This is a genomic window from Bacillus sp. XT-2, from assembly GCF_025696525.1.
GTDB classification, from domain to species: Bacteria; Bacillota; Bacilli; order Bacillales; family Bacillaceae; genus Bacillus; species Bacillus halotolerans.
This window is the reverse complement of sequence record NZ_JAHVOC010000001.1, coordinates 365,915-392,030: the sequence shown is the minus strand read 5'-3', so window position 1 is coordinate 392,030 and position 26,116 is coordinate 365,915. Positions and strand designations below refer to the sequence as shown.

The 26,116-nt window shown below is 43.8% G+C and carries 28 protein-coding genes; 4 read left to right on the top strand and 24 right to left on the bottom strand.

The genetic code is table 11. The features are described 5' to 3' along the window. Positions 1-4: 4 nt before the first annotated feature. The 6 genes from KXD37_RS02045 to KXD37_RS02020 form a co-directional block, all read right to left on the bottom strand. Positions 5-595 (bottom strand): TetR/AcrR family transcriptional regulator, encoded by a 591-nt coding sequence (locus KXD37_RS02045; RefSeq protein WP_254517791.1) that lies wholly within the window; start codon positions 593-595, stop codon positions 5-7. A gap of 222 nt (positions 596-817) precedes the next feature. Continuing rightward, positions 818-1,366, bottom strand: coding sequence for a class I SAM-dependent methyltransferase (locus KXD37_RS02040; protein ID WP_103672579.1), 549 nt, complete (start codon positions 1,364-1,366; stop codon positions 818-820). 188 nt (positions 1,367-1,554) lie between these two features. After that, the gene (locus tag KXD37_RS02035) at positions 1,555-1,713 is read right to left on the bottom strand and encodes a hypothetical protein (protein WP_125825436.1); all 159 of its coding nucleotides are present in this window, start codon (positions 1,711-1,713) and stop codon (positions 1,555-1,557) included. Between the two features lie 166 nt (positions 1,714-1,879). Next, complete coding sequence (locus KXD37_RS02030; protein ID WP_024122284.1) at positions 1,880-2,029, bottom strand: YrzI family small protein; 150 nt, start codon at positions 2,027-2,029, stop codon at positions 1,880-1,882. A gap of 396 nt (positions 2,030-2,425) precedes the next feature. Continuing rightward, complete coding sequence (locus tag KXD37_RS02025; RefSeq protein WP_095713420.1) at positions 2,426-3,226, bottom strand: formate/nitrite transporter family protein; 801 nt, start codon at positions 3,224-3,226, stop codon at positions 2,426-2,428. A gap of 264 nt (positions 3,227-3,490) precedes the next feature. Continuing rightward, positions 3,491-3,859 (bottom strand): DUF2294 domain-containing protein, encoded by a 369-nt coding sequence (locus KXD37_RS02020; RefSeq protein ID WP_024122287.1) that lies wholly within the window; start codon positions 3,857-3,859, stop codon positions 3,491-3,493. A gap of 315 nt (positions 3,860-4,174) precedes the next feature. On the opposite strand from KXD37_RS02020, the gene fdhF reads away from it, so the two are divergent. Together fdhF and KXD37_RS02010 are read left to right on the top strand one after the other, a co-directional pair. After that, complete coding sequence (fdhF, locus tag KXD37_RS02015; protein ID WP_106022556.1) at positions 4,175-7,117, top strand: formate dehydrogenase subunit alpha; 2,943 nt, start codon at positions 4,175-4,177, stop codon at positions 7,115-7,117. Positions 7,118-7,136: 19 nt separating this feature from the next. After that, entirely contained in the window at positions 7,137-7,619 is a 483-nt protein-coding gene (locus KXD37_RS02010; RefSeq protein ID WP_010335090.1) for a DUF1641 domain-containing protein, read from the top strand. Between the two features lie 32 nt (positions 7,620-7,651). On the opposite strand, the gene KXD37_RS02005 is transcribed toward KXD37_RS02010, so the two are convergent. From KXD37_RS02005 to KXD37_RS01985, 5 genes are all read right to left on the bottom strand, one after another. Next, positions 7,652-7,882, bottom strand: coding sequence for a YrhC family protein (locus KXD37_RS02005; protein ID WP_010335091.1), 231 nt, complete (start codon positions 7,880-7,882; stop codon positions 7,652-7,654). Between the two features lie 84 nt (positions 7,883-7,966). Continuing rightward, positions 7,967-9,106, bottom strand: a complete 1,140-nt coding sequence (locus KXD37_RS02000; RefSeq protein WP_101864607.1) for a bifunctional cystathionine gamma-lyase/homocysteine desulfhydrase — start codon at positions 9,104-9,106, stop codon at positions 7,967-7,969. 1 nt (position 9,107) lies between these two features. Beyond that, on the bottom strand, positions 9,108-10,031 hold the full coding sequence (locus tag KXD37_RS01995) for an O-acetylserine dependent cystathionine beta-synthase (RefSeq protein ID WP_127696711.1): 924 nt from the start codon (positions 10,029-10,031) through the stop codon (positions 9,108-9,110). A gap of 61 nt (positions 10,032-10,092) precedes the next feature. Continuing rightward, on the bottom strand, positions 10,093-10,788 hold the full coding sequence (gene mtnN / locus KXD37_RS01990) for a 5'-methylthioadenosine/S-adenosylhomocysteine nucleosidase (RefSeq protein ID WP_024122292.1): 696 nt from the start codon (positions 10,786-10,788) through the stop codon (positions 10,093-10,095). A gap of 20 nt (positions 10,789-10,808) precedes the next feature. Continuing rightward, entirely contained in the window at positions 10,809-11,450 is a 642-nt protein-coding gene (locus KXD37_RS01985; protein ID WP_024122293.1) for a class I SAM-dependent methyltransferase, read from the bottom strand. Between the two features lie 193 nt (positions 11,451-11,643). Between KXD37_RS01985 and KXD37_RS01980 the strand changes: the two genes are divergently transcribed. Further along, entirely contained in the window at positions 11,644-11,847 is a 204-nt protein-coding gene (locus KXD37_RS01980) for a YrzA family protein (protein WP_127696710.1), read from the top strand. Positions 11,848-11,881: 34 nt separating this feature from the next. On the opposite strand, the gene KXD37_RS01975 is transcribed toward KXD37_RS01980, so the two are convergent. The 13 genes from KXD37_RS01975 to KXD37_RS01915 all read right to left on the bottom strand — a co-directional run bounded on the left by KXD37_RS01975 (position 11,882) and on the right by KXD37_RS01915 (position 25,161). Beyond that, positions 11,882-12,583, bottom strand: a complete 702-nt coding sequence (locus tag KXD37_RS01975; RefSeq protein ID WP_024122295.1) for a YrrS family protein — start codon at positions 12,581-12,583, stop codon at positions 11,882-11,884. 64 nt (positions 12,584-12,647) lie between these two features. Beyond that, positions 12,648-14,402 (bottom strand): peptidoglycan D,D-transpeptidase FtsI family protein, encoded by a 1,755-nt coding sequence (locus KXD37_RS01970; RefSeq protein WP_024122296.1) that lies wholly within the window; start codon positions 14,400-14,402, stop codon positions 12,648-12,650. 53 nt (positions 14,403-14,455) lie between these two features. Then, positions 14,456-14,929, bottom strand: a complete 474-nt coding sequence (greA, locus tag KXD37_RS01965; RefSeq protein ID WP_010335099.1) for a transcription elongation factor GreA — start codon at positions 14,927-14,929, stop codon at positions 14,456-14,458. Positions 14,930-15,177: 248 nt separating this feature from the next. Continuing rightward, positions 15,178-15,813: a uridine kinase gene (gene udk, locus KXD37_RS01960; protein WP_010335100.1), complete on the bottom strand. Its 636-nt coding sequence runs from the start codon at positions 15,811-15,813 to the stop codon at positions 15,178-15,180. Positions 15,814-15,819: 6 nt separating this feature from the next. After that, the gene (locus tag KXD37_RS01955) at positions 15,820-17,088 is read right to left on the bottom strand and encodes a peptidase U32 family protein (protein ID WP_044154332.1); all 1,269 of its coding nucleotides are present in this window, start codon (positions 17,086-17,088) and stop codon (positions 15,820-15,822) included. A gap of 18 nt (positions 17,089-17,106) precedes the next feature. Further along, a complete protein-coding gene (locus KXD37_RS01950; protein ID WP_095714640.1) occupies positions 17,107-18,036 on the bottom strand; it encodes a peptidase U32 family protein in 930 nt (309 codons plus the stop codon). 5 nt (positions 18,037-18,041) lie between these two features. After that, positions 18,042-18,695: an O-methyltransferase gene (locus KXD37_RS01945; RefSeq protein ID WP_024122299.1), complete on the bottom strand. Its 654-nt coding sequence runs from the start codon at positions 18,693-18,695 to the stop codon at positions 18,042-18,044. 151 nt (positions 18,696-18,846) lie between these two features. Continuing rightward, on the bottom strand, positions 18,847-19,929 hold the full coding sequence (gene mltG / locus KXD37_RS01940) for an endolytic transglycosylase MltG (RefSeq protein ID WP_106020182.1): 1,083 nt from the start codon (positions 19,927-19,929) through the stop codon (positions 18,847-18,849). 127 nt (positions 19,930-20,056) lie between these two features. Further along, positions 20,057-20,338, bottom strand: a complete 282-nt coding sequence (locus KXD37_RS01935) for a DUF1292 domain-containing protein (RefSeq protein WP_010335105.1) — start codon at positions 20,336-20,338, stop codon at positions 20,057-20,059. 17 nt (positions 20,339-20,355) lie between these two features. Next, the gene (gene ruvX / locus KXD37_RS01930) at positions 20,356-20,772 is read right to left on the bottom strand and encodes a Holliday junction resolvase RuvX (RefSeq protein WP_024122301.1); all 417 of its coding nucleotides are present in this window, start codon (positions 20,770-20,772) and stop codon (positions 20,356-20,358) included. A gap of 7 nt (positions 20,773-20,779) precedes the next feature. Next, positions 20,780-21,046 carry an IreB family regulatory phosphoprotein gene (locus KXD37_RS01925; protein WP_003225903.1) on the bottom strand — a complete coding sequence of 89 codons (267 nt, stop codon included), beginning with the start codon at positions 21,044-21,046 and terminating at the stop codon, positions 20,780-20,782. Positions 21,047-21,130: 84 nt separating this feature from the next. After that, positions 21,131-23,767, bottom strand: coding sequence for an alanine--tRNA ligase (gene alaS, locus KXD37_RS01920; protein WP_095714639.1), 2,637 nt, complete (start codon positions 23,765-23,767; stop codon positions 21,131-21,133). 332 nt (positions 23,768-24,099) lie between these two features. Then, positions 24,100-25,161 (bottom strand): AI-2E family transporter, encoded by a 1,062-nt coding sequence (locus KXD37_RS01915; RefSeq protein ID WP_024122303.1) that lies wholly within the window; start codon positions 25,159-25,161, stop codon positions 24,100-24,102. Between the two features lie 222 nt (positions 25,162-25,383). On the opposite strand from KXD37_RS01915, the gene KXD37_RS01910 reads away from it, so the two are divergent. Continuing rightward, the gene (locus tag KXD37_RS01910; protein WP_024122304.1) at positions 25,384-26,112 is read left to right on the top strand and encodes an amino acid ABC transporter ATP-binding protein; all 729 of its coding nucleotides are present in this window, start codon (positions 25,384-25,386) and stop codon (positions 26,110-26,112) included. Positions 26,113-26,116 lie beyond the last annotated feature (4 nt).

The window sequence follows — 26,116 nt, the reverse complement described above, 5'->3', positions numbered from 1 at the left end:
TTCTTTATTCTTCTGAAGTCAATGAATGAAGTTTAATCGCGTCCCAGCAGCACTGCTCCAATTCAGAAATCAAATCAGCATTCATCTCTATATCACCTTGTTGCACAAGCTGATACAACTTGAGAAATGCGCCTAATACAATCGCAATTAATACATTGGAGGGCAAGGAGCGGATCACTCCTTCTGTTTTTCCCTTGTTAAAGAAATCGTCAAGCATTTGAGTCAGGTTTTCTATCATTTTTTTGCTTGTTTCATTTAAATAGTGAGCATCCTTTTTCATTTCAAGAAAAAACAGCGCGTAGTCGCTCTCCTTCGTAAATTGAACGAGACAGCAAAATATGTGGCGAAAGCCCTCTCTGACAGGCATTTCAGAATAATTTCGCTTTACCTTTTCTGAAAAACGCTGAATGCTTTCTTGAAACAAAACATTGACGAGTGTTTCTTTGCTGTCAAAGTAGCGATAAATCGTGCCTGTACCAACTTCAGCTCTTTTTGCTATCATTGGGATGGTGGTGGCATCAAATCCTCTTTCCGTAAAAAGCGAGAGCGATGCCTTCATGATCAAATCGTATTTACTGATAAGTGCGGATGCCATGTAAACTTAAAACCTCCGATTCATTTAGGAATGAACATTCATTCCGGTTGTTCATAAATGATATCCACTCTGTCTCGAATCACCTCTTACCCATTCTTATATTTATAGTTTATATGAAAAAAACTTTTTTTAATATAAATGCTATGCAAAAAATATAAAATTAAGAAAATATACCCAAATCCCTGAATGTCAGAAGTCTGGATATATTTCCCGAGAAATTTTTTATTTAACAGCGACAATACAAAGGCACGAATCGCGTCTGATGACAGAAATGTCTCTAAAATGCTGATCTTGCAGCAATTGAATATATTTTTTCTCGTTTTTTTCTGCATTGTTATCAATACTGATGTAAAATCGGCCGTCAATTTGAAGCACTCGATAAATCTCTCTTAATGCGAGCCTGACATCAGTACAAGCCTGAACCGTATGTAAAGAAAATACTTTATTGAAGGTACGGTCTTCAAAGGGGATCCTTTCCGGATGACCATGGAAAATGCCCCCTTGATCTGTTTTCTTTTGCTTTTGGATTGCACGAGATACCTGTCTTACTTTTCGCTTAGAAGAGTCGATGCTTTTTATGCTTCCCTTTTCAAGTTTTCCCGTTATTGTCTTAAAGACAGAGCCGTTTCCGGTTCCAATTTCTAAAATTCTGTCATTTTCTTGTATGTCTATAGAATCAATCATCATATGCTCAATTATTTTAGTTTGCTTATATTTCCCAGAAAATAATTTCAATAGGTTCGCTCGTTTATAAAGTTTGTTTTCTAGCATTTTAAACACCTGCTTTTGGTTTCCTGTGCTTATTTATTATATTAAAAAAATAAACATCGCTTCATTTCTTATACAGAATGAAGATATCAACTAGACGGCAATGTGTTTAGAAATGTTTCAACAGAACTGAACATTTTCATTTTTTCCCGCAAAAAAAGGCAGAAAACAAAATGTTTTCCGCCCGCTTTTTAATGCCAATGATATGGGAACATATACAGCCTTTGCTGCTGCATCGCCGCCAGTCTCTGCTGACGGAATGGATTGCCATAGCCGTGTTTGAAGGAATGCGGCATGGATGCATAACCATGACCTATCGACGGCAGCCTTTTTTGTTGAAAGTTCATCATGCCATCACCTGCCCTTACATAAAGTGCTGCTTTTTTTATGATATGCAGGACGGCATTTCCTTGACAGCTTCATTCGCTACACTTGGTCCTTCTCCATCGTATAATGCATCAATAGTTCCATTTTAAGCATTTGTCATCTCTCCCTTCTGTATTTTGTTTCCTTTTATTAGCGCCAGTTTGTCAAATAAAGATGTTTCAGCTGAGATTCTTTCATTTCATCATAAATCTGCTCGATCTGCTGTTCTTGTTCGAACTCTTCCGGGCTTTTAAACCGCTTGTTAATCGTTAAAGTCAAAAAGAATAGGTTAATCGTCATATCGCTCACCCCCTTTCAAAGTCTGCCCAAAGCGAAATAACCCGCGGCATCTCCCTGCTGCGGGCACATAAAAACCGCAGACAAAAGAAGACACCCATGTCTCTACTGCCTGCGGGGAGTTGCGTATGTCCGACGATTCCGAATTTAATGCGTGCGATAAGCATCGGTTAAGGAAGGACACGGACTCTTCCACAGGCTGAATAAACCATTATAAATTCCTTGTACATTGCGTGAGCCATTAACTGGTCTGCGTCGTTGTCGCATTGTCATTTTGATTCAGCCTCCTTTGCTTTTTTTCTTACTTCGTAAGTATATCCACCAAATTCCATTTTGTAAACATCTTTTTCTAAAAATGGACGTAAATTGTGTGATTCATCGACTGTCTTTGTCCCTTGTTTATGATACCTGTTTCATTTCTTTTCTGGAGCGGTCTTTCTTATGATATGCGATAAAATAGATGAATCCGACAAACACTGCTCCTCCAATAACATTGCCGATAAAAGCCGGAATGAGGTTTCCGATAAACTGCCCCCACGTAAACGAGCCTGCAAAAATGGCAGCCGGAATCACAAACATGTTGGCGACAACGTGCTGAAATCCGATTGCCACAAAGGCCATGACAGGGAACCAGATGCCAAAAATTTTCCCTGCCCCATCTTGAGCACCGAATGAAAGCCAAACTGCAAGACAGACCAGCCAGTTACAGCCAATGCCGGAAACGAGAACCTTGCCAAAGCTCATATCAAGCTTTCCTTGCGCGACAGCAATCGTCTTTTCCAAATATGGCCCCGTTTCGGTTAAGCCGACAAGATGGCCGAAAAAGTAAGCAACAAACAAAGCGCCGATCAGATTCATAATGGTGACGATCACCCAATTAACCGCCAATTCCTTTAGTGATATTTTTCTCGAAAATAACGCCATTGCCACTGACATCATATTTCCTGTAATCAGCTCAGCCCCTGCAAGAACCACAAGTATCAGTCCTACAGGAAATACCGCAGCCCCGATAAAACTGGACATGCTTCCCCATTCTTTCGGAAGATCGCCGATCACCCTGATATCAAGCAAATAACCGAGTGCGATAAAGGCACCGCCTAAAAACCCCAGCACCAAGAGAGACAGCAGCGGAAGCTTTACCTTTTTCATCCCTGCTTCAATTGCTGCTTCTGCTATTTCATCCGGTTTCCGAAAACCCATACTACATACGCCCCCATTGTTTCTCCATTTTTACAGTTATAAAAGAAAAGCATCAAAAAAGGCAGCACTCAAATAACCTGTATCAATCAGGTGTTTGAATGCTGCCTAACTTGTGTGCATACCCATACAACAACATCAAGCAGAATTAAGATATTGATAGAGAATATATACAGTTCGTGCATACATTCCATTGCTTTTGTCCTTCTATAACTGCAGTAAAAACATCATATCAAATGTGACAATTTTGTGTCAATGGCAAATATGCTAGTTAAAAAGGACTTCTTTTTGGTCGTCAATTTTTCGGTCAAAGACAAAAACAGATACGGCGATATTTTCTTCAATTTTGATATCAGAAAACAAATGAACAAGCTTAGCCCCGATCAGCTCCTCCATTCCTTCCGGCGTTTTTTTAGAGTAAAGGTCTTGAATCAGGCTTGTCCGGGCCGCATGCACCATTTCTCTTCCCTCAGGCGTGCGGGCGATAAACTGCTCGCTCGCGCTCAGGTTGCCGTAGAGCGTCGACACAGCCATATTATCTACAAATACCGTGTGAATCCGTTCAGGTCCTTTGCCGAACAATTCCTTGCGAAGTTTTCGAATAATATCATTGAACTCATGAATTTTCTTTGACATGCTGATTACCCCTTCCGATTTTGCCTTAAAAAAGGCCGTTCCCGGTTCCCCTCAGGACATTTCACTTGGTTAAAATTTTCCTGTCATATTGTATTATAATAAATATCACTTTATAATAAAAGCAGTGTTGATGGATTTGTAATAGGATCTTGTTATGAGTCTATCGGTTTATAAAAATCAAGGATTGGTCTGTTAGTAAGACTTGCTAGTGAACTATTCCGCCATGTGTGTTTACACCTTCTGTGAATGAAAGACAGGTGTATCTATACATGGCTTTTTTGACTTCTTGAAAGAAAGATGGAGGGGAATATGAATATGATGGACGATAAGTCGATCAGTGTCCGCGTTGACGGAACAGAAATTCAAGCACGAGCAGGGGCCACAATTTTAGATATTTTAAATGAAAATGGGATTGAGTATCCGCAAATCTGCCACGTCCCAGAGGTTGATCCGATTCAAACATGCGATACATGCATTGTAGAGGCAGACGGCAAGCTGGTTCGTTCATGCTCTACGGTCGCTGAAAACGGAATGTCAATTGATCTTTCGGGAAATCGGGTGAAAGAGGCACAAACCGAAGCAATGGACCGCCTTCTTGAAAATCATTTGCTGTATTGTACAGTTTGCGATAATAACAATGGGAACTGTACACTGCATAATACAGCGGAAATGATGGGGATCGAGCATCAAAAATACCCTTATACGCCAAAAGAAGATCCGTCTTGTGCGGTTGATATGTCTCACCCGTTTTACCGGTATGATCCAAACCAATGCATCGCCTGCGGCCAGTGTGTTGAGGTGTGTCAGAACCTTCAAGTCAATGAAACACTCTCTATCGACTGGGAACGCGAACGTCCGCGGGTTATTTGGGATGAAGGAGTTTCAATCAATGAATCTTCTTGTGTCAGCTGCGGCCAATGTGTCACGGTTTGTCCGTGTAATGCACTGATGGAAAAATCAATGCTTGGCCAGGCTGGCTTTATGACGGGCATCAAGCAGGATGTCATGGAACCAATGATTGACCTTGTCAAAAATGTTGAACCGGGGTACAGCAGCATTTTTGCCATTTCTGAAGTTGAAGCGGCAATGCGTGAAACGAGAACGAAAAAAACCAAAACGGTATGTACGTTCTGCGGCGTCGGCTGTTCCTTTGAAGTATGGACAAAAGGCCGGGATATCTTAAAGATCCAGCCTGTTTCCGATGCTCCGGTTAACGCGATTTCTACATGCGTGAAAGGAAAATTCGGCTGGGATTTCGTCAACTCTGAAGAACGGATTACAAAGCCTTTAATCCGTAAAAACGGGGCTTTTGTTGAATCATCTTGGGAAGAAGCCCTCGATCTAGTCGCAAGCAGATTAGGTGCAATTAAAGAGACATACGGCAAAGGCTCTGTCGGATTCATTTCTTCTTCTAAAATTACGAATGAAGAAAACTATGTCATCCAAAAATTAGCGCGTCAGGTATTTGAAACAAATAACGTCGATAACTGCTCTCGCTACTGTCAGTCTCCTGCTACAGACGGGTTGTTCCGTACGGTCGGCATGGGCGGTGACGCCGGCACGATTAAAGATATTGCCAAGGCCGGACTCGTCATCATCGTCGGCGCCAATCCGGCTGAAGGACATCCGGTGCTTGCAACACGGGTCAAACGTGCACACAAGCTCCATGGACAAAAATTGATCGTTGCCGACCTGCGGAAAAATGAGATGGCTGAGCGGTCTGATCTGTTCATCAGTCCTAAACAAGGTACAGACCAAGTATGGCTGATGGCCGTTACGAAATATATGATCGACCAAGGCTGGCATGATCAAGCGTTTATTGATGAGAACGTGAACTACTTTGAAGACTATAAAGAAACACTTAAAACCTATACGCTTGATTATGCGGAACGCATCACAGGCCTCTCAAAAGAAAGCATCATTCAAATTGCCGAGATGATTCGTGACGCTGACGGCACTTGTGTTCTTTGGGGAATGGGTGTTACTCAAAATACGGGCGGCTCTGATACGTCAGCAGCGATTTCGAACCTGCTTCTGGCAACAGGCAACTACCGCCGTCCGGGTGCCGGCGCTTATCCACTGCGCGGCCACAATAACGTTCAAGGCGCTTGCGATATGGGGACATTGCCAGGCTGGCTTCCGGGATATCAGCATATTACAGATGACGAAGCACGCGCCAAATTTGAAAAGGCTTATGGTGTGGAGATTGAAGGAAAACCAGGTTTAGACAATATTCAAATGCTTCATTCCATTGAAGAAGGCAAGATGAAGGCCATGTACCTTGTTGGTGAAGATATGGCACTGGTCGATTCGAATGCGAACCATGTGCATGATATTTTATCAAGCCTTGATTTCTTCGTGGTTCAGGACATTTTCCTGTCGAGAACGGCTCAATATGCCGATGTCGTCTTGCCTGCCACTCCATCTCTTGAGAAAGATGGAACGTTTACCAATACAGAGCGCCGTGTGCAGCGATTGTATCAAGCGCTTCCGACACTTGGAGACGCGAAACCGGATTGGTGGATTATTCAAGAGGTGGCAAACCGCTTAGGAGCCGGATGGAGCTACAGCCATCCAAGCGACATTTTCTCTGAAATGGCGAGTCTTTCTCCTCTATTTGGAAAAGCCAGCTATGAGGTGCTTGAAGGCTGGAACACCTTCCTATGGGGCAGCTTCACAGGTGAAAGCACGCCGCTTCTGTATGAAGACGGATTTAATTTCCCAGACAAGAAAGCCCGTTTTGCACTGTCTGATTGGACTGAACCTGCCGCTTTCCCTGAGGAATATGATCTTCACATCAATAACGGCCGGATGCTTGAGCATTTCCATGAAGGAAATATGACAAATAAATCGAAAGGCATTCAATCCAAAGTGCCGAATGTATTCGTCGAAGTATCGCCGGAGCTTGCACAGGAGCGCGGCATTTGTGACGGTTCACTGGTTCGCCTCGTTTCTCCGTTCGGAGCTGTTAAATTAAATGCGCTCATTACTGACCGTGTGCGAAAAAATGAACTCTACCTGCCGATGAACTCGACAGACAAGGATTCAGCGATTAACTTCCTGACAGGGCCTGCGGCTGATAAACGCACGAACACGCCTGCTTACAAACAAACGAAGGTTCGCATGGAGGTGCTTGGAGGCTGCGAAAGCGCACCGCTTCCTAAAACAAATCCGCGCAACAAGAAACGGAATCCGCAAAACGGCGTCGAGGCAGAAAGAAAATGGAACCGTCCGGGTTATGTCCATTTGACTGATTAAATGAAAGGGGGAAACGAAAATGGCCACTCCGATTACAACGATCAAAAAAGAAACAAAAACAGCGGAGCAAATCAAGCTTGAGAAAATCGAGGAGCTGAAGGAGCTGCTGACGGAAAATGAGGATGCCGTCTCGAAAACGATGACGTTAATGAGTGAACTTAATGAGCTTGGCATCTTTGATGCAGCAGCAAGCATGCTGAGGGCGAAAGAAGACATCGCCAAAATCGCGCTTGGCCAGGTATCTCGCGAGCCTGTCACAAACCTCATCAACACGATGATGGCGGCTGGAGGCGCTTTGACAAAGGCTGATCCTGCGTTTACAGGCAAGCTTTTAGAAAGCGTAATGGCGGGAACCGAACAGGCGCAAAGCTTTTTAAAAGAAGACAAGAAAGTCGGCATTCTCGATCTTTTAAAAGCGATGAACGACCCTGATATTAACAGAGCAGTCGGCTTCGGCCTTCAGTTTTTAAAAGGCATGGGAAAAGAGCTGCGAGAAGAATAACAAAAAACAGCCATCAGTTGATGGCTGTTTTTTTATTCGTCGGCTTCTTCCAAGCGCTTCTTATATACAAGTGAACGGTCGGCGCAAAAGAAAGCGCCGGCTAAAAACACGCAATCCGTCATAAACATAACTGATTTCTGGCCTAACGTTAAGCCCTGATCAGGAAGAACCGCGCCTATATATAAAAAAGTGCTGACTGCAAGCAAGGTAAAAGCGAAATGCTTGTAGTCTTCTTTTAATGATTTCATTCTATTCTTCTTCATAAAAGAATCACCTGCCAGATTCATAGTATACGACTATTATAATATACTCTGGCAGCTTACAGAGAAAGTAAATCTATCCATTTGTTATAAAATGTTAAGAGCCTGCTCGATATCTTCCAGCAAATCCTCCCCATCCTCTATTCCCACAGAGATTCTGATCAAGCCGTCTGTAATGCCGAGTTCAAGCCGGCGCTCTCTCGGAATAGAAGCATGTGTCATTCTAGCCGGAACAGAAATTAAGCTTTCTACAGCGCCCAGGCTTTCTGCAATTGTAAACAGCTTAAGTTTGCCTAAAAAGGCATCCACTCGCTCTTCACTGCCAATATCAAAGGAGATCATGCCTCCAAAGCCTGATCCTTGAGATTTCGCAAGCTTATGTCCCGGATGGTTTGGAGAACCAGGGTAATATAACGTTTGAACAGCAGGATGCTGCTCAAGAAAGCTTGCGATTTTCCGCGCGTTTTGATCGATTGCTTCCATTCTGAGCCCCAGTGTTTTGATCCCTCTCATTAACAGCCATGAATCCTGAGGGCCGAGCACGCCGCCTGTTGAATTTTGCACAAAATGCAGCTCTTCTCCAAGCTCTTTCGAAGCTGTAATAACTAAACCGCCGACAACATCACTGTGCCCGCCGAGATATTTAGTCGCACTGTGAAGTACGATATCAGCGCCTAAAGTAAGCGGCTGCTGAAAATATGGTGTATTAAAGGTGTTGTCTACGATTAGAAGAACCCCCGCTTTTTTCGCAATATCTGCCATCAGTGATAAATCGGTGATTTTGAGAAGCGGATTTGTCGGTGTCTCAATATAAATTGCCTTTGTATTGGGACGAATCGCTTTTTCGACTTCTTCTCTGCTGCTTGTATCCACAAAAGTTGATTCAATGCCGAGACGGTTAAGCACTTTTGTCATCACTCGATATGTCCCGCCGTACACGTCATCAGTCAAAACCACATGGTCTCCGCTGTTAAACAGCATCATAACAGCTGTAATTGCAGCCATTCCTGAGCTGAACGCATAACCTGCTTCCCCGGCTTCGAGCTCTGTCACAAGCGTTTCCAGTGCAGTTCTTGTCGGGTTGGCCGTTCTTGAATATTCATAGCCGGTATGCTGCCCTGCTTTTGGCTGCTTGTACGTGCTCACTTGATATATCGGAACGGAAACAGCTCCTGTTTTCTCATCACCTGTGATCCCGCCATGTACCATCAATGTTTTTTTCTTCATATCAGATGCCTCCTTCGTATATATGTTTGCTGATATACCGATCACTGCTGTCTGGGAATACTGTGACAATATTTGTTCCGGCAGACGATTTTTTCGCTTCCTCCAATGCCGCATAAAGCGCTGCACCTGAAGAGCTTCCGATCAGCAGGCCTTCTTTTTCAGCCGCTTCTTTCACAAGTCTAAAAGCATTCTCATCTGTTACCGTATATATTTCATCAAAATGGCTTTGATCCATATAGTCAGGGATAAACTCCATGCCGATCCCTTCTGTTTTATGAGCATAAGGCTCTCCGCCGTTTAATATGGAGCCTTCCGGTTCGACAATCACTGTTTTGACTGCGGGATGTTTTTCTTTTAAGAAGGATGCTGTTCCCGCGAATGTGCCTCCTGATCCTGCCCCCGCGATAAACGTATGAATATTGCCGTCAAGCGCTTTCCATATTTCAGGCCCAAGAGTCTTATAGTAAGTCGATGGATTTACTCGGTTTTTAAATTGCAAAACACAATAGGAATTATCAATTTCCCTCTCCAGCTGTATCGCTTTTTGAATGGCTCCCTGCATTCCGTCTTTACGCGGCGTATGCACGATTGACGCTCCTAGCGCCTGCATAATTTGCTGCTTTTCTTTGCTGAAATGTTCCGGAACACAGAAAATGGCTTTTAAACCATGTTTTCTGGCGTTAAGGGCAAGCCCGATACCTGTATTTCCGGCCGTTGCCTCTATAATGACTCCCCCGGGCTTCACTTTGCCTGAATCCAGGGCGTCACGAATCAGCATATCTCCCAGCCTGTCTTTTATGCTTCCGCCAGGGTTCATCATTTCCAGCTTGGCATATACAGCCACTCCTTCAGGAATATCAAAATTCTTCAAGCGGAGAAGCGGTGTATTCCCAATCAGCTCCGTAATGTCCGTAATAACTGTCATATATGTCCTCCTCCTTGATAGAGGTTGTTTTAGGGAAAACGGAGGAGAACACTCCCCCGTTTTAATGAATTCGTTTGATCACTTTTAACACAAGCTCTGTTGAGTGAACAGCGGCCTGCTCTAAAAATTGGTCAAATGATACATGTGATTCTTTTCCTGCGATATCAGATAATGCTCTGATCACAACAAACGGCGTTTTAAACTGGTGGCACACTTGAGCGACTGCCGCTGCCTCCATTTCAACCGCATACAGATCAGAAAATCTCGCACGCACCTCTTCGACCCGCTTCGGATCATTCATAAAAGAATCACCTGTTGCGATCGTTCCTTTTGCAACTTGAATGCCGTCAAGCTCAGAAATCGCTTCTTCAGTAATGCTGATCAGCTTTTCATCTGCGGCGTAAGCAGCCGGAAGGCCTGGCACCTGTCCGTATTCATAATCAAAGGCCGTTACATCTACATCATGATGGCGAACGTCAGTAGAAATGACGACGTCTCCCACATTCAGTGTATGATGAAATCCGCCCGCTGAGCCTGTGTTAATCACATAATCAGGCTTGTAGCGATCAAGCAGAAGTGTCGTGCTGATCGCAGCATTCACTTTTCCAATTCCTGATTTTAAAAGAATCACTTCAGTTCCTTCATATTGGCCTGTTGTAAATTCACAGTGCGCGATCGTTTCTGTTTTTGCATTTTCCAGTTTGTTTCTTAGGATGGTTACTTCCTCTTCCATTGCTCCGATGACTGCTAGTTTCATCTATACACATTCCCTTCACTTTACCGTTTGATCGCCTCCATTATCCACACGAAGTCGTTTTGCTGAATGAATTGGACTGCAAAACCTTCAGCTGTAAACATCTCTTTCATCGTTTCCAATGTGGGATAATGCTCTGTCTTTAAATCATTCGCCAGCTGATAGAAGCCCTGAGAACGTGCTTTATCAATGGCTTGATTATACGCTTCCTCGTGTTCAAAGACAGTATCGGCAAACACTATTTTATCATGCATGTGAAGGTATTTGCCATATTGCTTTATTGCAGCTCGTTTTTCTTCGTCAGTCAAATGATGAAAAGCATATGAACTGACAATCGTGTCAGCCTGAAATGGCGGTTCAGGGAATGTCAGGAAGTCTCCGTCAACAATTTCCGCCCTGCCGCGAAGCTTGTCAGATGCTAACTTGCGCATCGCCGGAGACGGCTCGACTCCAAATACAGATTTCCCCGCTTCAAGCAGTTTCGCTGTCAAGTTGCCGGTCCCTGGCCCAAATTCTAATACACGAATCCCTGACCGGCTGACAATGGCATTCAAAATATCATCATAGCCTCTGAACGCCTCTTTATACTGAATATCAAAACCTTGAACTGTTTGATCGTAAGTTGCGGCCCAATCCTCAAAAAGAGGGATAAATTCACGTCCCATAGTTGTCACACTCCATATTTTATAATTCCTATAAGCATACTATGAATTAATGATGGAACAGTTCCTATCTTACCATATCTTCTTGAAAGTAGGTACTAAAACACTTTGGTGTTTTTTATCCAGTCATATATTGCGCGTACAGCGTAAAAAGGCTTATACTTCATATGACTTGTAAAGGCGGAGGGGTCGAAAGATGAATTTTCAATTGGATATGATTAAAGACAAAGTAGAATTTTTCGAAGCGGCATCATTGCAGGAGCTTGAAAAGAAAATCAACACACAAATTGAAAACAATAAAGCAATCATGCTGCGTGTGAAATCTGTCTCGCATCAAACTGCTGTGGCAGACGGAAAATTTTTTTACAGCGCCGTTGTTCATTTTGCGGCTGAGGTGTAAAACAAAAGCAGCCGAAAGATTCGGCTGCTTTTGTTTATTTTAATTTTTCTACTTTTGTCGGCTTCCAGCCTTTTTCATCAACCCATGTAATCGTTACTTGATATTTCTCTCCGCTCGTTTTATCTAAAATCTTACCTTTGGCATCCTGAGGGCTGCCGTTATTTCCGAGCCAGAGCACGGTCATGTTATCTGTTGAAACACCGGTTGCATATGATATGGCTTTCAGCATCTCAGCCCAGTCTTGTGAGCTTGAGTCATAAGTGGCGGCATGCTCGCCCTTCTGCTCAGTTCCGACTGCTTTCCAGTCAGGATTTTCATACGTTTTTTCCACATCACTTGATGAGCCGCCTTCTGTGACTTTTGCGTCTTTAAGCGGGTCATCTGAATTTGAGTCTGAATCTGAATCTGAGTCATCACTTTTAGAAGAATCATCTTTTTTGGAATCTGAATCTGAGTCAGAAGATTTCTCAGAATCCTTTTCGCTGTCAGATGTATCTTTCTTACTGTCTTTTATATCCTCATCCGATTTCTTTTCCGTCTTTCCTGAAGCCGGAGATTCCTGTTTTTGCGCCGTTTCAGAATCCTTGCTGACATCTTTGCTAGAAGGACTGTTAATGAAGAGATTGGCTGCTACTACAACAATTAGAATAGATACGATTGCGATTAAGATGTTAAGCACTAAATTAGCTTTCCTGCGCTTATCACGGTTTTCATAACGAGATTGATTATTGCTCAATAATTCTGCACTCCTTTATCCCTCTTGGCTCAGCATATATTTTACCATGTGCTGAGAAGTTGTTCTATTTCTGATTGATTTCAATTTCGTGTACTTTTTTAACAATATCATAAAACACCGAATTTGTCAGAGCCTTATCCCCCGGCGTATCCATGTGCAATACGACAAGCGCGTATTTCGGCTTATCCGCGGGAAAATACCCGGCAAACCATTTTTCATAAAGCGTTTCTTTATCTTTTGAAAGCTTGCCTGTCTGGGCGGTGCCTGACTTCCCTGCTACAGTATACGAGAGATCCTGAAACCTTCTGCCCGTTCCGGAAGGAGATTCCACCACCCGCCGCAGCATTTTTTGAAGCTGCTGTGCCGTATATTTGTCTATTGTTTCTCCTTTAAGCTTCTGATCTTTAAACTTGACGAGCGTTGTGCCGTTTTTGTATTCAATCTGCTCTGCGATTTTCACCTGCCGCTTTTCACCGCCGCGGGCGATTGTCGCCATCATATTAGCTACCTCAAGCGGCGTTACCTTTACATTTTTCTGCCCGATCGCTGTTTGCGCAATTGCTTTTTTGACTGATTTGTCTTTTTCATCCCCCCAAATCACACCGCTTTTTTCATTATAGAATTGGCGGAAATCTGACTCGTGGTACAGTTTTCCTTCCCAGCCTGCCCGATCTGTAAGGGACAGCTTTTCTGACATGTCTTCAATGACGGAATGGTCTTTCTTCATTAATTGTTCGGCAAGACTGGTAAACGTGTAATTGCAGCTTTGCGCGAAACTTTCTTCAAAGGACAGGGTTCCTTTATCGTCTCCCGGTTCGCCGTACAGGTTTAAATTACAATTAAAGGTTTGACTCGGCTTTACCGCGTTATGCTCAATCGCAGCTGCCGCTATCACAGTTTTAAAAACGGAGCCGGGATAGATTGGCGTCAGCATATAATTTTGAAGCGTGTTTTGTCTGGACACATCGGCATCCGGTTTGCTTACGATGCCCAACACACTGCTCTTTTCGATGTCCAGCAGCACCGCTCCTCCTTTTTTCAGCCCCTGATCATCTAGTATGCCTTCTATCGCTTTTTGAATGCTTTGATCAATCGTTGTTTTGACTTGGAGCGGATAAAATGAGTTGGCCTCAGCTGTATATTTGACGTCCATGCCGAACAAAGGGTTTCCTTTTCCGTCCACATGATACAAAAGCTTCGTGTCCTGTTCCGGGAGCAAAAACTCATCAAATGTCCGTTCTAAACCAGTTGTGCCGATTTTCGTTTTAATCGGCAGGTTTTCCTTTTCAGGATACTTATTGCGGAGAAGCGCCGGATCTTGATTGGTTGTGCCTATCGTATGCGAGGCAAGACTGGGCTTGTCTTCATTCTCCATATATACGCCGTAAATGCCAGGATATTTCAAAGAATTGATTTTTGTGATAGATTCCTTCGAAAGTGTTTTGATTTTCTTTTGATGTAAAATAACTGGTTTTTTCGATTTTGCAAGAGTCTGATGCAAATCATCTTCAGACATGCCGAGAATCTCTGCGACTTTTTTAATCGGCCAGTCCTGCGTTAACAGAAAAGGGAACAAGACAACCGCAGGCTCGCTTGTCCCAGTCAGCGCTTGGCCGTTTCGATCTAAAAACGATCCTCTGCCGTCAGAAATGAGCACTTCCTCCGTCCGCTGATTAACACTTTCCTGTATTAAATTAATTTTCTTTTTCGAAAATGATTCTGTGAAAAACAGCTGGATTTCCGCGAGCCTCAGTAAAAGCAGAAAAAACACGATTAAAAAAGCCAGAACAGCCAGCTTCATTCGTTTCGATAACTTCATAAAAAAACACCTCACCCACATTGTGGACGAGGTGTTTCTTTGCTAAACGGATATTATGAAATTTTCACAATTTTCACGAGCATTTCTCCGCCCGGTGTCTGAACTGTGACTTCATCATCTACTTTTTTGCCAAGCAGGCTTTTAGCGATCGGCGAGTCGTTTGAAATTTTCCCTTCAAACGGATCAGCTTCAGCGCTTCCGACGATTGTATAAGATTCTTCATCACCATCAGGCAGTTCGACGAAAGTGACGGTTTTACCTAAACCGACAACGTTAGAGCCGCCGTCATCTTCAATGATTTTCGCATTGCGGATCATATTCTCAAGAGTCGTTACACGGCCCTCTACGAATGCCTGCTCTTCTTTCGCTGAGTCGTATTCAGAGTTTTCGGAAAGATCCCCGAAACTTCTCGCGATTTTGATGCGCTCTACTACTTCTTTTCGTTTAACCGTTTTCAAATATTCTAATTCTTGTTCAAGTTTTTGTTTTCCTTCTACAGTCATAGGAAAAACTTTCTCTTGTGCCATGTCCCTTCACTCCTTCTGGTTGTCCCTCAACATCTTCGATTATGTATGAGAGCATAAACTAAAATACAAGAATGAGAACACAGGGCAGTCCTCGTTCTTCTCTCCCATATTGGTACTGTTTATCTTAAACTGAATCTTGTGGTTCTGCAAATATTTCGCGTTTATAAACAGGGAAAGAAGGGAATTTACACATCCCCTTCCTGCCTATACATAATATGGTCAGAGTTATTTATGTCTATGCTATGGTATTACAAAATCGCGTTTTGTTCAAGAATGGTTTGAATTTTTGTGACCATCAGATCAATTGCAACGTGATTTTGTCCGCCTTCCGGGATAATAATATCAGCGTATCGCTTTGTCGGCTCAACGAATTGATTGTGCATCGGGCGGACAACAGACACATATTGTTCAATGACAGAATCAATAGAGCGTCCGCGCTCATTAATATCTCTCATAATCCGTCTGATGATGCGCAAGTCAGCGTCTGTGTCAACGTAAAGCTTGATATCCATCAGGTCGCGCAGCCTTTTATCTTCAAGAACAAGAATGCCTTCAAGAATAATCACGTCTTTCGGCTCTACGTGAACCGTTTCTTCTGACCGTGTGTGAAGCTTATAATCGTAAATCGGCTTTTCAATCGGACGGTAATTCAATAGGTCTTGAATATGCTCGATTAAATAGTCATTATCAAACGCAAGCGGATGATCATAGTTTGTATTCAGCCTTTCTTCAAATGGAAGATGGCTTTGGTCTTTATAATAGAGGTCTTGCTGGATCATTAAAATCGAGTGCCCTTTGAATTGTTCATAAATTGAACGTGTTACACTCGTTTTTCCTGAACCGGAACCTCCTGCGATTCCAATGACTACTGGACTCTTACCCATGGGTGATTACTTCCCCTTTCTCATCATGTTGCTCGGATAAATCTTTTTGTCTAATTTGAATTTGACAATTTGCAGGGGATGGCGGGCAGCGTCTAGCTCATTTCCGTCTTCGTCCCAAATAGTTTCAATCGTATGTGTAAAGTTTTCGATTTCCGGACCGAAAAATTCTACTTCGTCGCCTTTTTTGAAGAAATTGCGCTGCTGAAGAGTGACCATTTGTGTATCCTCATCATAATTCAGCACTAAGCCGACAAAATCAAATGTTGTTTTTTTGCCGTGTTCGCCAAACATTTGCTCTTCATAGCCTGGTGTTCCTTCGAAGAAAGCTGTCGCAGTGTCACGGTTGGCGCATTTATCAAGCTCTTCCAGCCATTCTTTTTGAATCACAAAGTTATCGGGATCAGCGCAATAAGCGTCAATCACTTTACGATACACGCTGACAACTGTCGCTACGTAGTGAATGGATTTCATCCGTCCTTCAATCTTTAAGCTGTCGATGCCCATTTCAATCATTTTCGGAATCGACTCAATCAGCTTCAAGTCTTTCGGACTCATTGCAAACGGAGCGTCTTCTTCACTGTATAAAGCAACGGCATTGGCACCGTCGGTTTGATATAAATCATAATCCCAGCGGCATGACTGGCAGCAGCCTCCGCGGTTGGAATCGCGGGCTGTCATGTGATTGCTCAAGACACAGCGGCCGGAGTATGCAATACACATCGCACCGTGAATAAAGGATTCAATTTCGATATCTACTTTTTCTTTCATTTCTCTGATTTCGAGCGCGCTTGTCTCACGGGCTAACACCACACGGTCAAGCCCTTCTTCCTTCCAGAACTGAACAGCCTTCCAGTTGGAGAGAGATTGCTGCGTGCTCAAGTGAACCTCAACATGAGGAGCTACTCTGCGGCAGGTTTCGATAATAAGCGGATCTGCCACAATGATGCCGGCAACATTGGCGTCACCGAGAGCTTTTAAATAATCTTCAAGCCCGTCAATATTCTCATTGTGGGCAAAAATATTTGTCGTGACGTAAATTTTCGCGCCGTATTTTTTCGCAAATTCCACGCCCTCTGCGATTTCTTCAATCGTAAAGTTATCCGCATTCGAACGAAGCCCGTATTCCTGCCCTCCGATAAAGACGGCATCCGCTCCGTAATGTACAGCAATTTTCAGCTTTTCAAGATTCCCCGCAGGCGCGAGAAGCTCTGGCTTTTTCGTAATCACACGCTTACCATCAACTATTTTAGAAATCTTATCATTTACGGCAGTCATAGCGTAACCTCCTTTTCATTAATAAACCGTTTCTTTAAAGAAGAAGCCGGTATCTATTTTTCTGTTTACTGGCTGAATGTTTTCAATACGTTCGATCCAGTCTTCTTTTTTCGCTTCGTAATCGTCACGGTTTTCCGCACACAGATCAATCGCTTCTCTGTACATGCTGGTGACTTCCACTAAGTATTCAGATGATTTCAGAACACCGTCGATTTTGAAAGAATCGACTCCCGCATCTATCAGCTCTTCAAGTTCATCAATAATGCACACATCGTTCGGGCTCATGATATGTGTGCCGTTCTCATCTTCGAAAATCGGATATTTATTATGGCGTTCCTTATCATGCAGGAACATGCCGGATTCTTTTTTCTTTCTTTCAATGTCCATGACTTTGCCTTGGTATTCGAAATAGTTTCCGATCAAGGAACGCTTCGACTGGAACATGCAGGTCATTCCATGCACCTGGACTTCAATTTCAACTTCTGCGTTTTCTTTGATCTCAACAATGCTGTCCATATTTAATTCTCTGGCAAGCACAGATCGAGCTGCGCCTTTACGTCCCCAGTAGTTGCATGTATAATAGTTGGTTCCTGTCGTTTCTGTGCTCCAATGAAGCTTCAGCTCCGGCGCTGATTCACGTGCAGCCATAAGAACGGCAGGATCGCCGAATACAGCCGCATCAACGCCCGTTTCCGCTAAGAAAGCGAGATAATCGCCAAGTTCTCCCACTTTATCGTTATGAAAAATTCCATTTACGGCAACGTATACTTTTGCTCCTTCGTTATGGGCAATGTCTACCGCTTTCGTTACATCCTCACGGGAAAATTCCCCCGCTAATCTCAGACCGTATCTCTGTTCCCCAACTAAAAACGCAGTTGCCCCCGCCTGAATCAGCGGCAAAATGTCTGCCGTACTTGTCGGTGTGACTAAGAGCTCTGGCTTTTTCATGACGTTCACCTCTTCTTTTTACTGATCGCAAGCCCGTCCCCAACAGGGATAATCGCAGTTTGATAATCCGGATGATTCATCAGCCAATGATTATACTCATCGATTTTTGATACCAGCCTGCGCCTTCTTTTTGGTTCTATTTTGCTGTAATCCTCTGCCACCAGACCTTTAAACAGCACGTTGTCTGTTAAAATCACCCCGTCTGGCGAAAGCATCGGTTCATATAAGTGAAAAAAGTTTTGATATTGACCTTTAGCAGCATCAATGAAAATCACATCATATGGCGCTGTGACATGAACGGCTTCTGCTAATTCGAGCGCGTCCCCGTAAAACACATGGATTCGGTCATCAAGCTGAAAATCCTTTATGTTGTTAACAGCTTCCTCATGGCGTGTCTCATTGCGTTCAATCGTATATATTTCTGCAGACGGCAGTGCCAGCGCCATTCGAATGGCCGAGTAACCGATAGCCGTTCCGATCTCCAGTATTTTCTTCGCCTGTTTGACAGACAAAATTTGGAGCAGCACTTCTATGCCCGCTTTTTCCATAATCGGAACATGATGTTCTTCCGCATATGCTTCCAGTTTCCTCACGTTATCCGGCTGAGGCTTCAATAATGCTTCTATATAGTCATTTATTTGTTCATAGCGGTCTGTCACAACAAACAGCCTCCCGTTCTAAAAAGGAGTGCCCCAGTCTTTGACACAGGACACTCTCTGAGCACAACTTGTATACGTTAGTAAACAACCCGATATATTTTATCATAAAACCTTGCGGAATGCGAATAAAAGGAGAGCTTTTGCTCTCCTTTTATTTCTGATTTTTTGCCGAAATATATTTTTCTTTTGCTTTATTATGTTCTTTTAATGTTTTCGTAAATACGACCTCACCGTTTGATTTTGCTAAAAAGTACAGATAGTCCGTTTTATCCGGATGAAGCGCCGCTTCCCATGACGACATTCCGGCATTGGCAATCGGTCCTGGCGGCAGACCGGTGTTTTTATACGTATTGTACGGCGAATCGATTTCAAGGTCTTTATATAGCACCCGGTCTTTATGTTTGCCAGCCGCGTACAAGACGGTCGGATCGGTCTGAAGCGGCATCTTCTTTTTCAGCCTGTTATAAAAGACGCTGGAAATTTTATGGCGATCGGCTTTTTCAGTCGCTTCCTCTTCGATCAAAGAAGCCATCGTCAGCAGCTTATGCACAGAAAGCTTTTCTTTCTTCATTTCTGTTTTGTATGTCTTCACATAAGAATCTGTCTGTTTCATCATCTCAGTTATGATGTCCTCAAGCGACGTATCCGGATCGTGGAATGGATATGTAGCCGGGAATAGGTATCCTTCCAGCGGATGCTTTATATTCTTCTGAAAAACATCGTTTGTAACGGTGTCCGGAAATTCCTTTTTCAGCTGATTGACAAACGTTTTATCGTCCAGCTTTGCCATGACCTGTTTTTTTGAGTATTTCGTTTCCTCCGTAATGGCGTCGGCGATCTGTGTCAGCTGTTTCCCCTCAGGGACCGTGATTTGAAAGGCGTAGTTTGTTGCTCCGCTTGTCAGCTTCTTGATAATGGCATCCAGATCCATTCCTTTGTTCAGATGGTAGTACCCGGCTTGGAATCCGGAAGCTTTTTTATATTTCACATAGTACTGAAATGCCTTTTCACTTTTTATGACATTGTTTTCCTTCAAAATCGATGCGATCGCAGATACAGACGATCCGCTCGGAATGTTAATATTAACTGTCGTTTTATTGTTTTTTTCAACAGGTTCCAGCAGTGATTTCCCATATAAAAATGCTCCGCCTATGATGAGAAGCAGCACAATAATGGAAGACAGTACAATTCTTTTTTTATTTAAAAATGATTTTTTTTGCTGATTAATATACATAAGGTCTCCTCCCATCAGCTTTTATACTACATGATTCATGCTGTTTCGGCAATTTATTACAAAAAAAGTCTCTTTATAAGCAGAAAAAAAGCCGGAGCAGTATAGGCTCCGGCTTTTGGCGCGGTTTTTACTCTTCGTCTTCTTCCGCTAAAAACGTGTTTAATGTCTCTTCGATCATATCCCATTCTTCATCGGTTTCGATCGGGAATAGTTCGCCGTCTTCACCATCTTCGTTTGGCGTAAAGCTGGAAGCAAGAATTTCTACTTCTTCGTCATTCTTTGTTTCAATTGGGTAGTACAACACATAAGATTTGCCAAACTCTTCGTTTTCAAATGTAAACAGCACTTCGCAAAGCTGTTCATTTCCTTGATCGTCAACAATTGTAATATTTTTTTCGCCGTGTTCCATTATATTCACCTCTGGCTTTAATTTAAGCTGTCAAGATATCCTTGCAGAATCATAACAGCCGCCATTTTATCAATGACTTTTTTTCGTTTCTGCCTGCTGACATCAGCGGCAATCAGCATTTTTTCAGCCGCCATTGTGGTAAGACGCTCGTCCCACAGCACAACAGGAACATTGTACGTGGTTTCAAGCACTTTCGCAAATGTTTGGCTGGCTTCACCTCTCGGGCCGACTGTTCCATTCATGTTTTTAGGAAAGCCGAGCACGATCTTATCTATAGTATAGTCTTTTGTCAGTTCAGATAAACGGGGTAATCCGTAATCGCCCTCTGCTTCATTTATCTTTATGGTCTCAATGCCTTGAGCAGTCCAGCCCATTTCATCGCTCAGAGCAACACCGAGTGTTTTGGTTCCTAAATCGAGCCCTAATATTCTCATTGTTTATTTACGCCTCTTTATGCTGTTCTAAATAAGACTTCACCAATTCCTCGATTAATTCGTCTCTTTCAAGTTTGCGAATTAAATTGCGAGCGTCACGATGCCTAGGAATATAAGCGGGATCACCTGACAGCAAGTATCCGACAATCTGATTGATTGGATTGTAGCCCTTTTCCTGAAGCGCGTCATACACAGTAATCAGCACCTCATTTACGTTAGTCTCGGCAGAATCATCGGAGAAATTAAATTTCATCGTTTTATCAAACGAGCTCACCGTTTTGCACCTCTTTCCCAAATTCGCAGGCAAAGTTCAGCCTGGGGTCCTAATCTTACCATCATTCTACACTACATGGGCAAATTATAAAACGGATTTCACCCAATCTTCTACAGAAGCCAATGCTTCTTCTAATTTTTCCGGCTGTTTGCCGCCCGCCTGTGCCATGTCCGGACGGCCTCCGCCGCCTCCGCCGCAAACTTCCGCGGCTTGTTTGACAAGCTTGCCGGCATGAAGGCCTTTCTCAATCAGATCCTTTGTAACACCGGCAGAAATATTGACTTTATCATTTTGCACAGCGCCAAGCACGATGACCGCAGAGCCGATTTTTGCTTTCAGTTCATCAACCATTGTGCGGAGATGGTTCATGTCTTTGGCGTTTACCTTTTCCGCAAGCACGCTGACACCATCAACTTCTTTTACTTTTGATAGAATCGCGCCTGCTTCAACGTTGCCGAGTTTCGCCAGAAGAGATTCATTTTCTCTTTGCGCTTCCTTCAGCTCAGCCTGCAGCGCAGCAACGCGCTTCGGCACTTCTTTGATATTTGTTTTCAGTTCGTCGGCAGTCTGCTTCAAAACTGAGATCTGGCTGTTCATTTCCACGTAAGCGCCTTGTCCTGTTACAGCTTCAATCCGTCTAGTGCCCGCTCCGATTCCAGACTCAGATACGATTTTAAATAAACCGATTTCCGCTGTGTTGCTGACATGGCATCCGCCGCAAAGCTCAAGGCTGTAATCTCCGACTTGAACAACCCTTACAATATCACCGTATTTTTCTCCGAACAGAGCCATAGCTCCCATTTCTTTTGCTTCAGCGATCGGTTTCAGATCAATGCTGACCGGGATGCTTGCCCAAATCTTTTCGTTTACAATGACTTCAATTCGTTCGAGTTCTTCTTTTGTCACTTGCCCGAAGTGTGAGAAGTCAAAACGAAGGCGGTTTTCATTCACAAGGGAGCCCGCCTGATTGACGTGCGTTCCAAGAACATCCTTCAAGGCCTGGTGCAATAAGTGCGTTGCCGTATGGTTTTTAATCACGCCGCTTCTCATATGATCTTCAACCTCAGCTGTTACATGCATGCCTTTTTGAACGGTTCCGCTCTCGACAACACCTTCATGCACATGCTGGCCGTTCGGCGCTTTTTGCACATCTTTCACTTTTACCACTGCCTGCTCGCTGCGCAAAAAGCCTTTGTCGCCGATTTGACCGCCGCTTTCCGCATAGAAAGGTGTTTCGTCAAGAATGATCTGTACAGTTTCGCCTTCATGTGCTTCTTCAATTAACTGGCCGTCCTGCAGAAGCACAATCACATTGGCATCAGCCTTTGTTTGGGAGTAGCCGACAAATGTGCTTTCTTCTGTTACGTCGCGTAATGCGCCGCCCTGCACCTGCATGCTGCCCACATCCTGACGTGCATTTCTGGCCCGCTCGCGCTGCTGGTTCATTTCTTCTTCAAAGCCTTTATGGTCAACTGTCATGTTCTCATCTTCCGCATATTCTTCAGTCAGTTCAACCGGGAATCCGTACGTGTCGTAAAGTTTAAAGACATCCGCACCTGAAATGACGCTGCTGCCCTTATCTTTTTCCTTTTTGATCATTTCTGACAAGATGGCAAGTCCTTCATTCAGTGTTTCGTGGAAGCGTTCTTCCTCCGTTTTAATGACCTTTGAGATGAATTCTTCCTTCTCTTTTACTTCAGGGTAGAAAGCAGCCATGATCTCAGCAACAACCGGCACAAGATCGTACATGAACGGACGGTTGATGTTGATCGTTTTGGCATAACGCACAGCGCGGCGCAATAAACGTCTTAATACATAGCCGCGTCCTTCATTTGACGGAAGCGCCCCGTCACTGACAGCAAAAGCAACCGTTCTGATGTGGTCGGCGATGACTTTAAATGCAGTGTCTTTTACATGATCTTGGCCGTATGCTTCACCGGAAATCGTTTCTGTCGCTTTGATGATTGGAACAAACAAATCAGTATCAAAGTTTGTCGGGACATTTTGAATGACAGATACCATTCTTTCAAGCCCCATCCCTGTATCGATGTTTTTCTTCGGAAGCGGCGTATACGTGCCGTCCGGATTATGGTTGAACTCAGAGAATACAAGGTTCCATACTTCAAGATAGCGGTCATTTTCTCCCCCAGGATAAAGCTCCGGATCGTCAGGATCGTTCCCGTACGCTTCACCGCGGTCGTAGAAAATTTCTGTGTTTGGTCCGCTCGGCCCTTCGCCGATGTCCCAGAAGTTCCCTTCCAGGCGAATAATTCTTTCTTCCGGAACACCGATTTTTTTCGCCCAAAACTCATACGCTTCTTCATCTTCCGGATGAACTGTAACAGAAAGAAGCTCTTCGTCAAAACCAATCCACTTGTCACTCGTTAAAAATTCCCAAGCCCATGTGATCGCTTCTTCTTTAAAATAATCACCGATGGAAAAGTTTCCGAGCATTTCAAAGAATGTGTGATGGCGCGCGGTTTTACCCACATTTTCAATATCGTTTGTTCTGATTGCTTTTTGAGCGTTTACGATTCTTGGATTTTCCGGCACAACGCGGCCGTCAAAATATTTTTTCAGCGTCGCAACACCGCTGTTAATCCAAAGCAGTGAAGGATCTTCATGAGGCACTAATGACGCGCTCGGCTCTACAGCATGTCCTTTTTCTTTAAAGAAATCCAAAAACATTTGACGCACTTCAGCAGAAGTTAAGTGTTTCATTGTATTTCCTCCTCTATAAAAATCGAAATTCTCTTCAGTGACAGCAAAAAAGCCCTCCCCCTATGCAAACACACGTTTACACAGGGACGAGAGCTGTCTCGCGGTACCACCCTGATTACGGGCCTTATGATTCGCCCGTCACCTTTCATCCAATAACGCAGGATGTGCGGCAGCGATTAACTGCACTCAGGATTAGCTTCCTCCGATCTTCTGATAAAGCTCCTTTCAGCTTACGGAGCTTCTCTCTTTAACAGGGCTTCGGCGTACTCAGATCCGTCACTCGAGATTCGTATGTATTCTACGAGAAATTATAGACAAGCGGCACGCCAATGTCAATGCTCCGTCCGCATCCGCAGAAAATGGATCATCATTACTTTTAAAACAGCCGCAGCAGGCACTGCAAGTATCATGCCGACAATCCCCGCCAGCTCACCTCCGGCAAGAAGCGCAAGCATGATCACTACCGGGTGCATCTTGAGACTTCTGCCGACAATAAACGGACTGAGGACATTTCCTTCCAAAAATTGAAGTACAAACACCGTAATGACAACGACAAGAACGGCCTTCACAGAAATCGTCATTGCAATCAAAAGCGCAGGAACAGCGCCGATAAAGGGACCGAAGTACGGGATGACATTCGTAATACCCGAGATAAGACCCAGTATCAGCGGATACGGAAGGCCAAATATCCAAAATGTAATACCGGCTACGGCTCCGAGAATCAAGCAGACGAGCAGCTGGCCGCGAATGTAATCACCGAGAGAATCATCTACATCAAGCAAAAAAGCGCTGCCCCGCTTCCTCCACGACTTCGGCGTCAAATACCACACCGTTTTTTTCATCAATTCGATGTCCTTGACCATATAAAACACGAGAAAAGGAATCGTTGCCGCAATTAAGAAATAGTCGAGCACTTTACGGATTCCGCTAATTGCCCCTTCGATTGTGCCGGCGAAAAACGCCTCTGTCTGCCTAATCATTTTGTCTATGCGCTGATGCATGCCGTCCGGCCAGTCATCTGTATGGTTATGCACATGGAGAAGGAGCCCATTGTACGTCTCGGCAAACATAGGTATATTTTCTGACAGATCCGTCAGCTGCACGATTAGAACAGGCACACCTTTATATAATGCCCAGCCCAGTCCGCCAAAAAAAAGGACGTAAATCACCAAAATGCTTAAAGTCCTTGGCAGACCTTTGTCATGAAGCCACTCAGTGACCGGAAGTAATAAATAAGAAATAAAAATAGAAATGATCAAGGGAATAAAGATCGATTTTATGACGAGCCACAGGGGAGACCATAACATATCTAGCATACAAAAGACATAGACTGTTAACAGGACCAATAAACAAATGGCCACCCATAACAAAAGCTGCACCGGTTTCTGGAGCATCTGCTTTCACCTCTTCTATATCTTTTGAGGATTATAGGGAATTATTCTCTTATGTTTTCTTTACACAGACAAATGGAATGGATATTTTTCCACGCTAAATTTCCAGAAAAGTTTGACCCTTTCGCACTAAGGTATGCATCATATCGTGTTGTTACTTTCCTCAACCTTGTAAGTTAGTTACATTTACACATAATTATTGAAGTTTCTGTTAGGAGGATTGCGATGATCTCATTTCAAAATGTAAACAAGCATTACGGAGATTTTCATGTGCTAAAGCAGATTAACCTGCAAATCGAAAAAGGTGAAGTCGTCGTCATTATCGGCCCATCAGGTTCCGGAAAAAGCACTTTGCTCAGATGCATCAACAGGCTGGAGACGATTAACGAAGGAACACTTACCGTAAACGGCACAGTTATTAATGACAGAAAAACTGACATTAATAACGTACGGCGAAATATCGGAATGGTGTTTCAGCACTTTCATTTATATCCTCATAAAACCGTGCTGCAAAATATTATGCTGGCGCCCGTAAAAGTACTCGGACAATCCGCTGAACAAGCGAAGGAAACTGCGCTGTATTACCTTGAAAAAGTCGGAATCCCTGAGAAAGCAAACGCCTACCCTTCCCAGCTTTCCGGCGGGCAGCAGCAGCGTGTGGCTATTGCCCGGGGACTGGCGATGAAGCCGGAGGTCATGCTGTTTGACGAGCCGACATCGGCGCTCGATCCGGAAATGATCGGTGAAGTGCTTGATGTGATGAAGAACCTCGCCAAAGAAGGCATGACAATGGTTGTCGTGACGCATGAAATGGGGTTTGCGAGAGAAGTGGCGGATCGTATTGTCTTTATTGATGAAGGAAACATTCTGGAGGAAGCAGCACCGGCTGAGTTTTACGCAAACCCGAAGGAAGAACGGGCACGCCTATTCTTGAGCCGTATTTTAAATCATTAAAAAG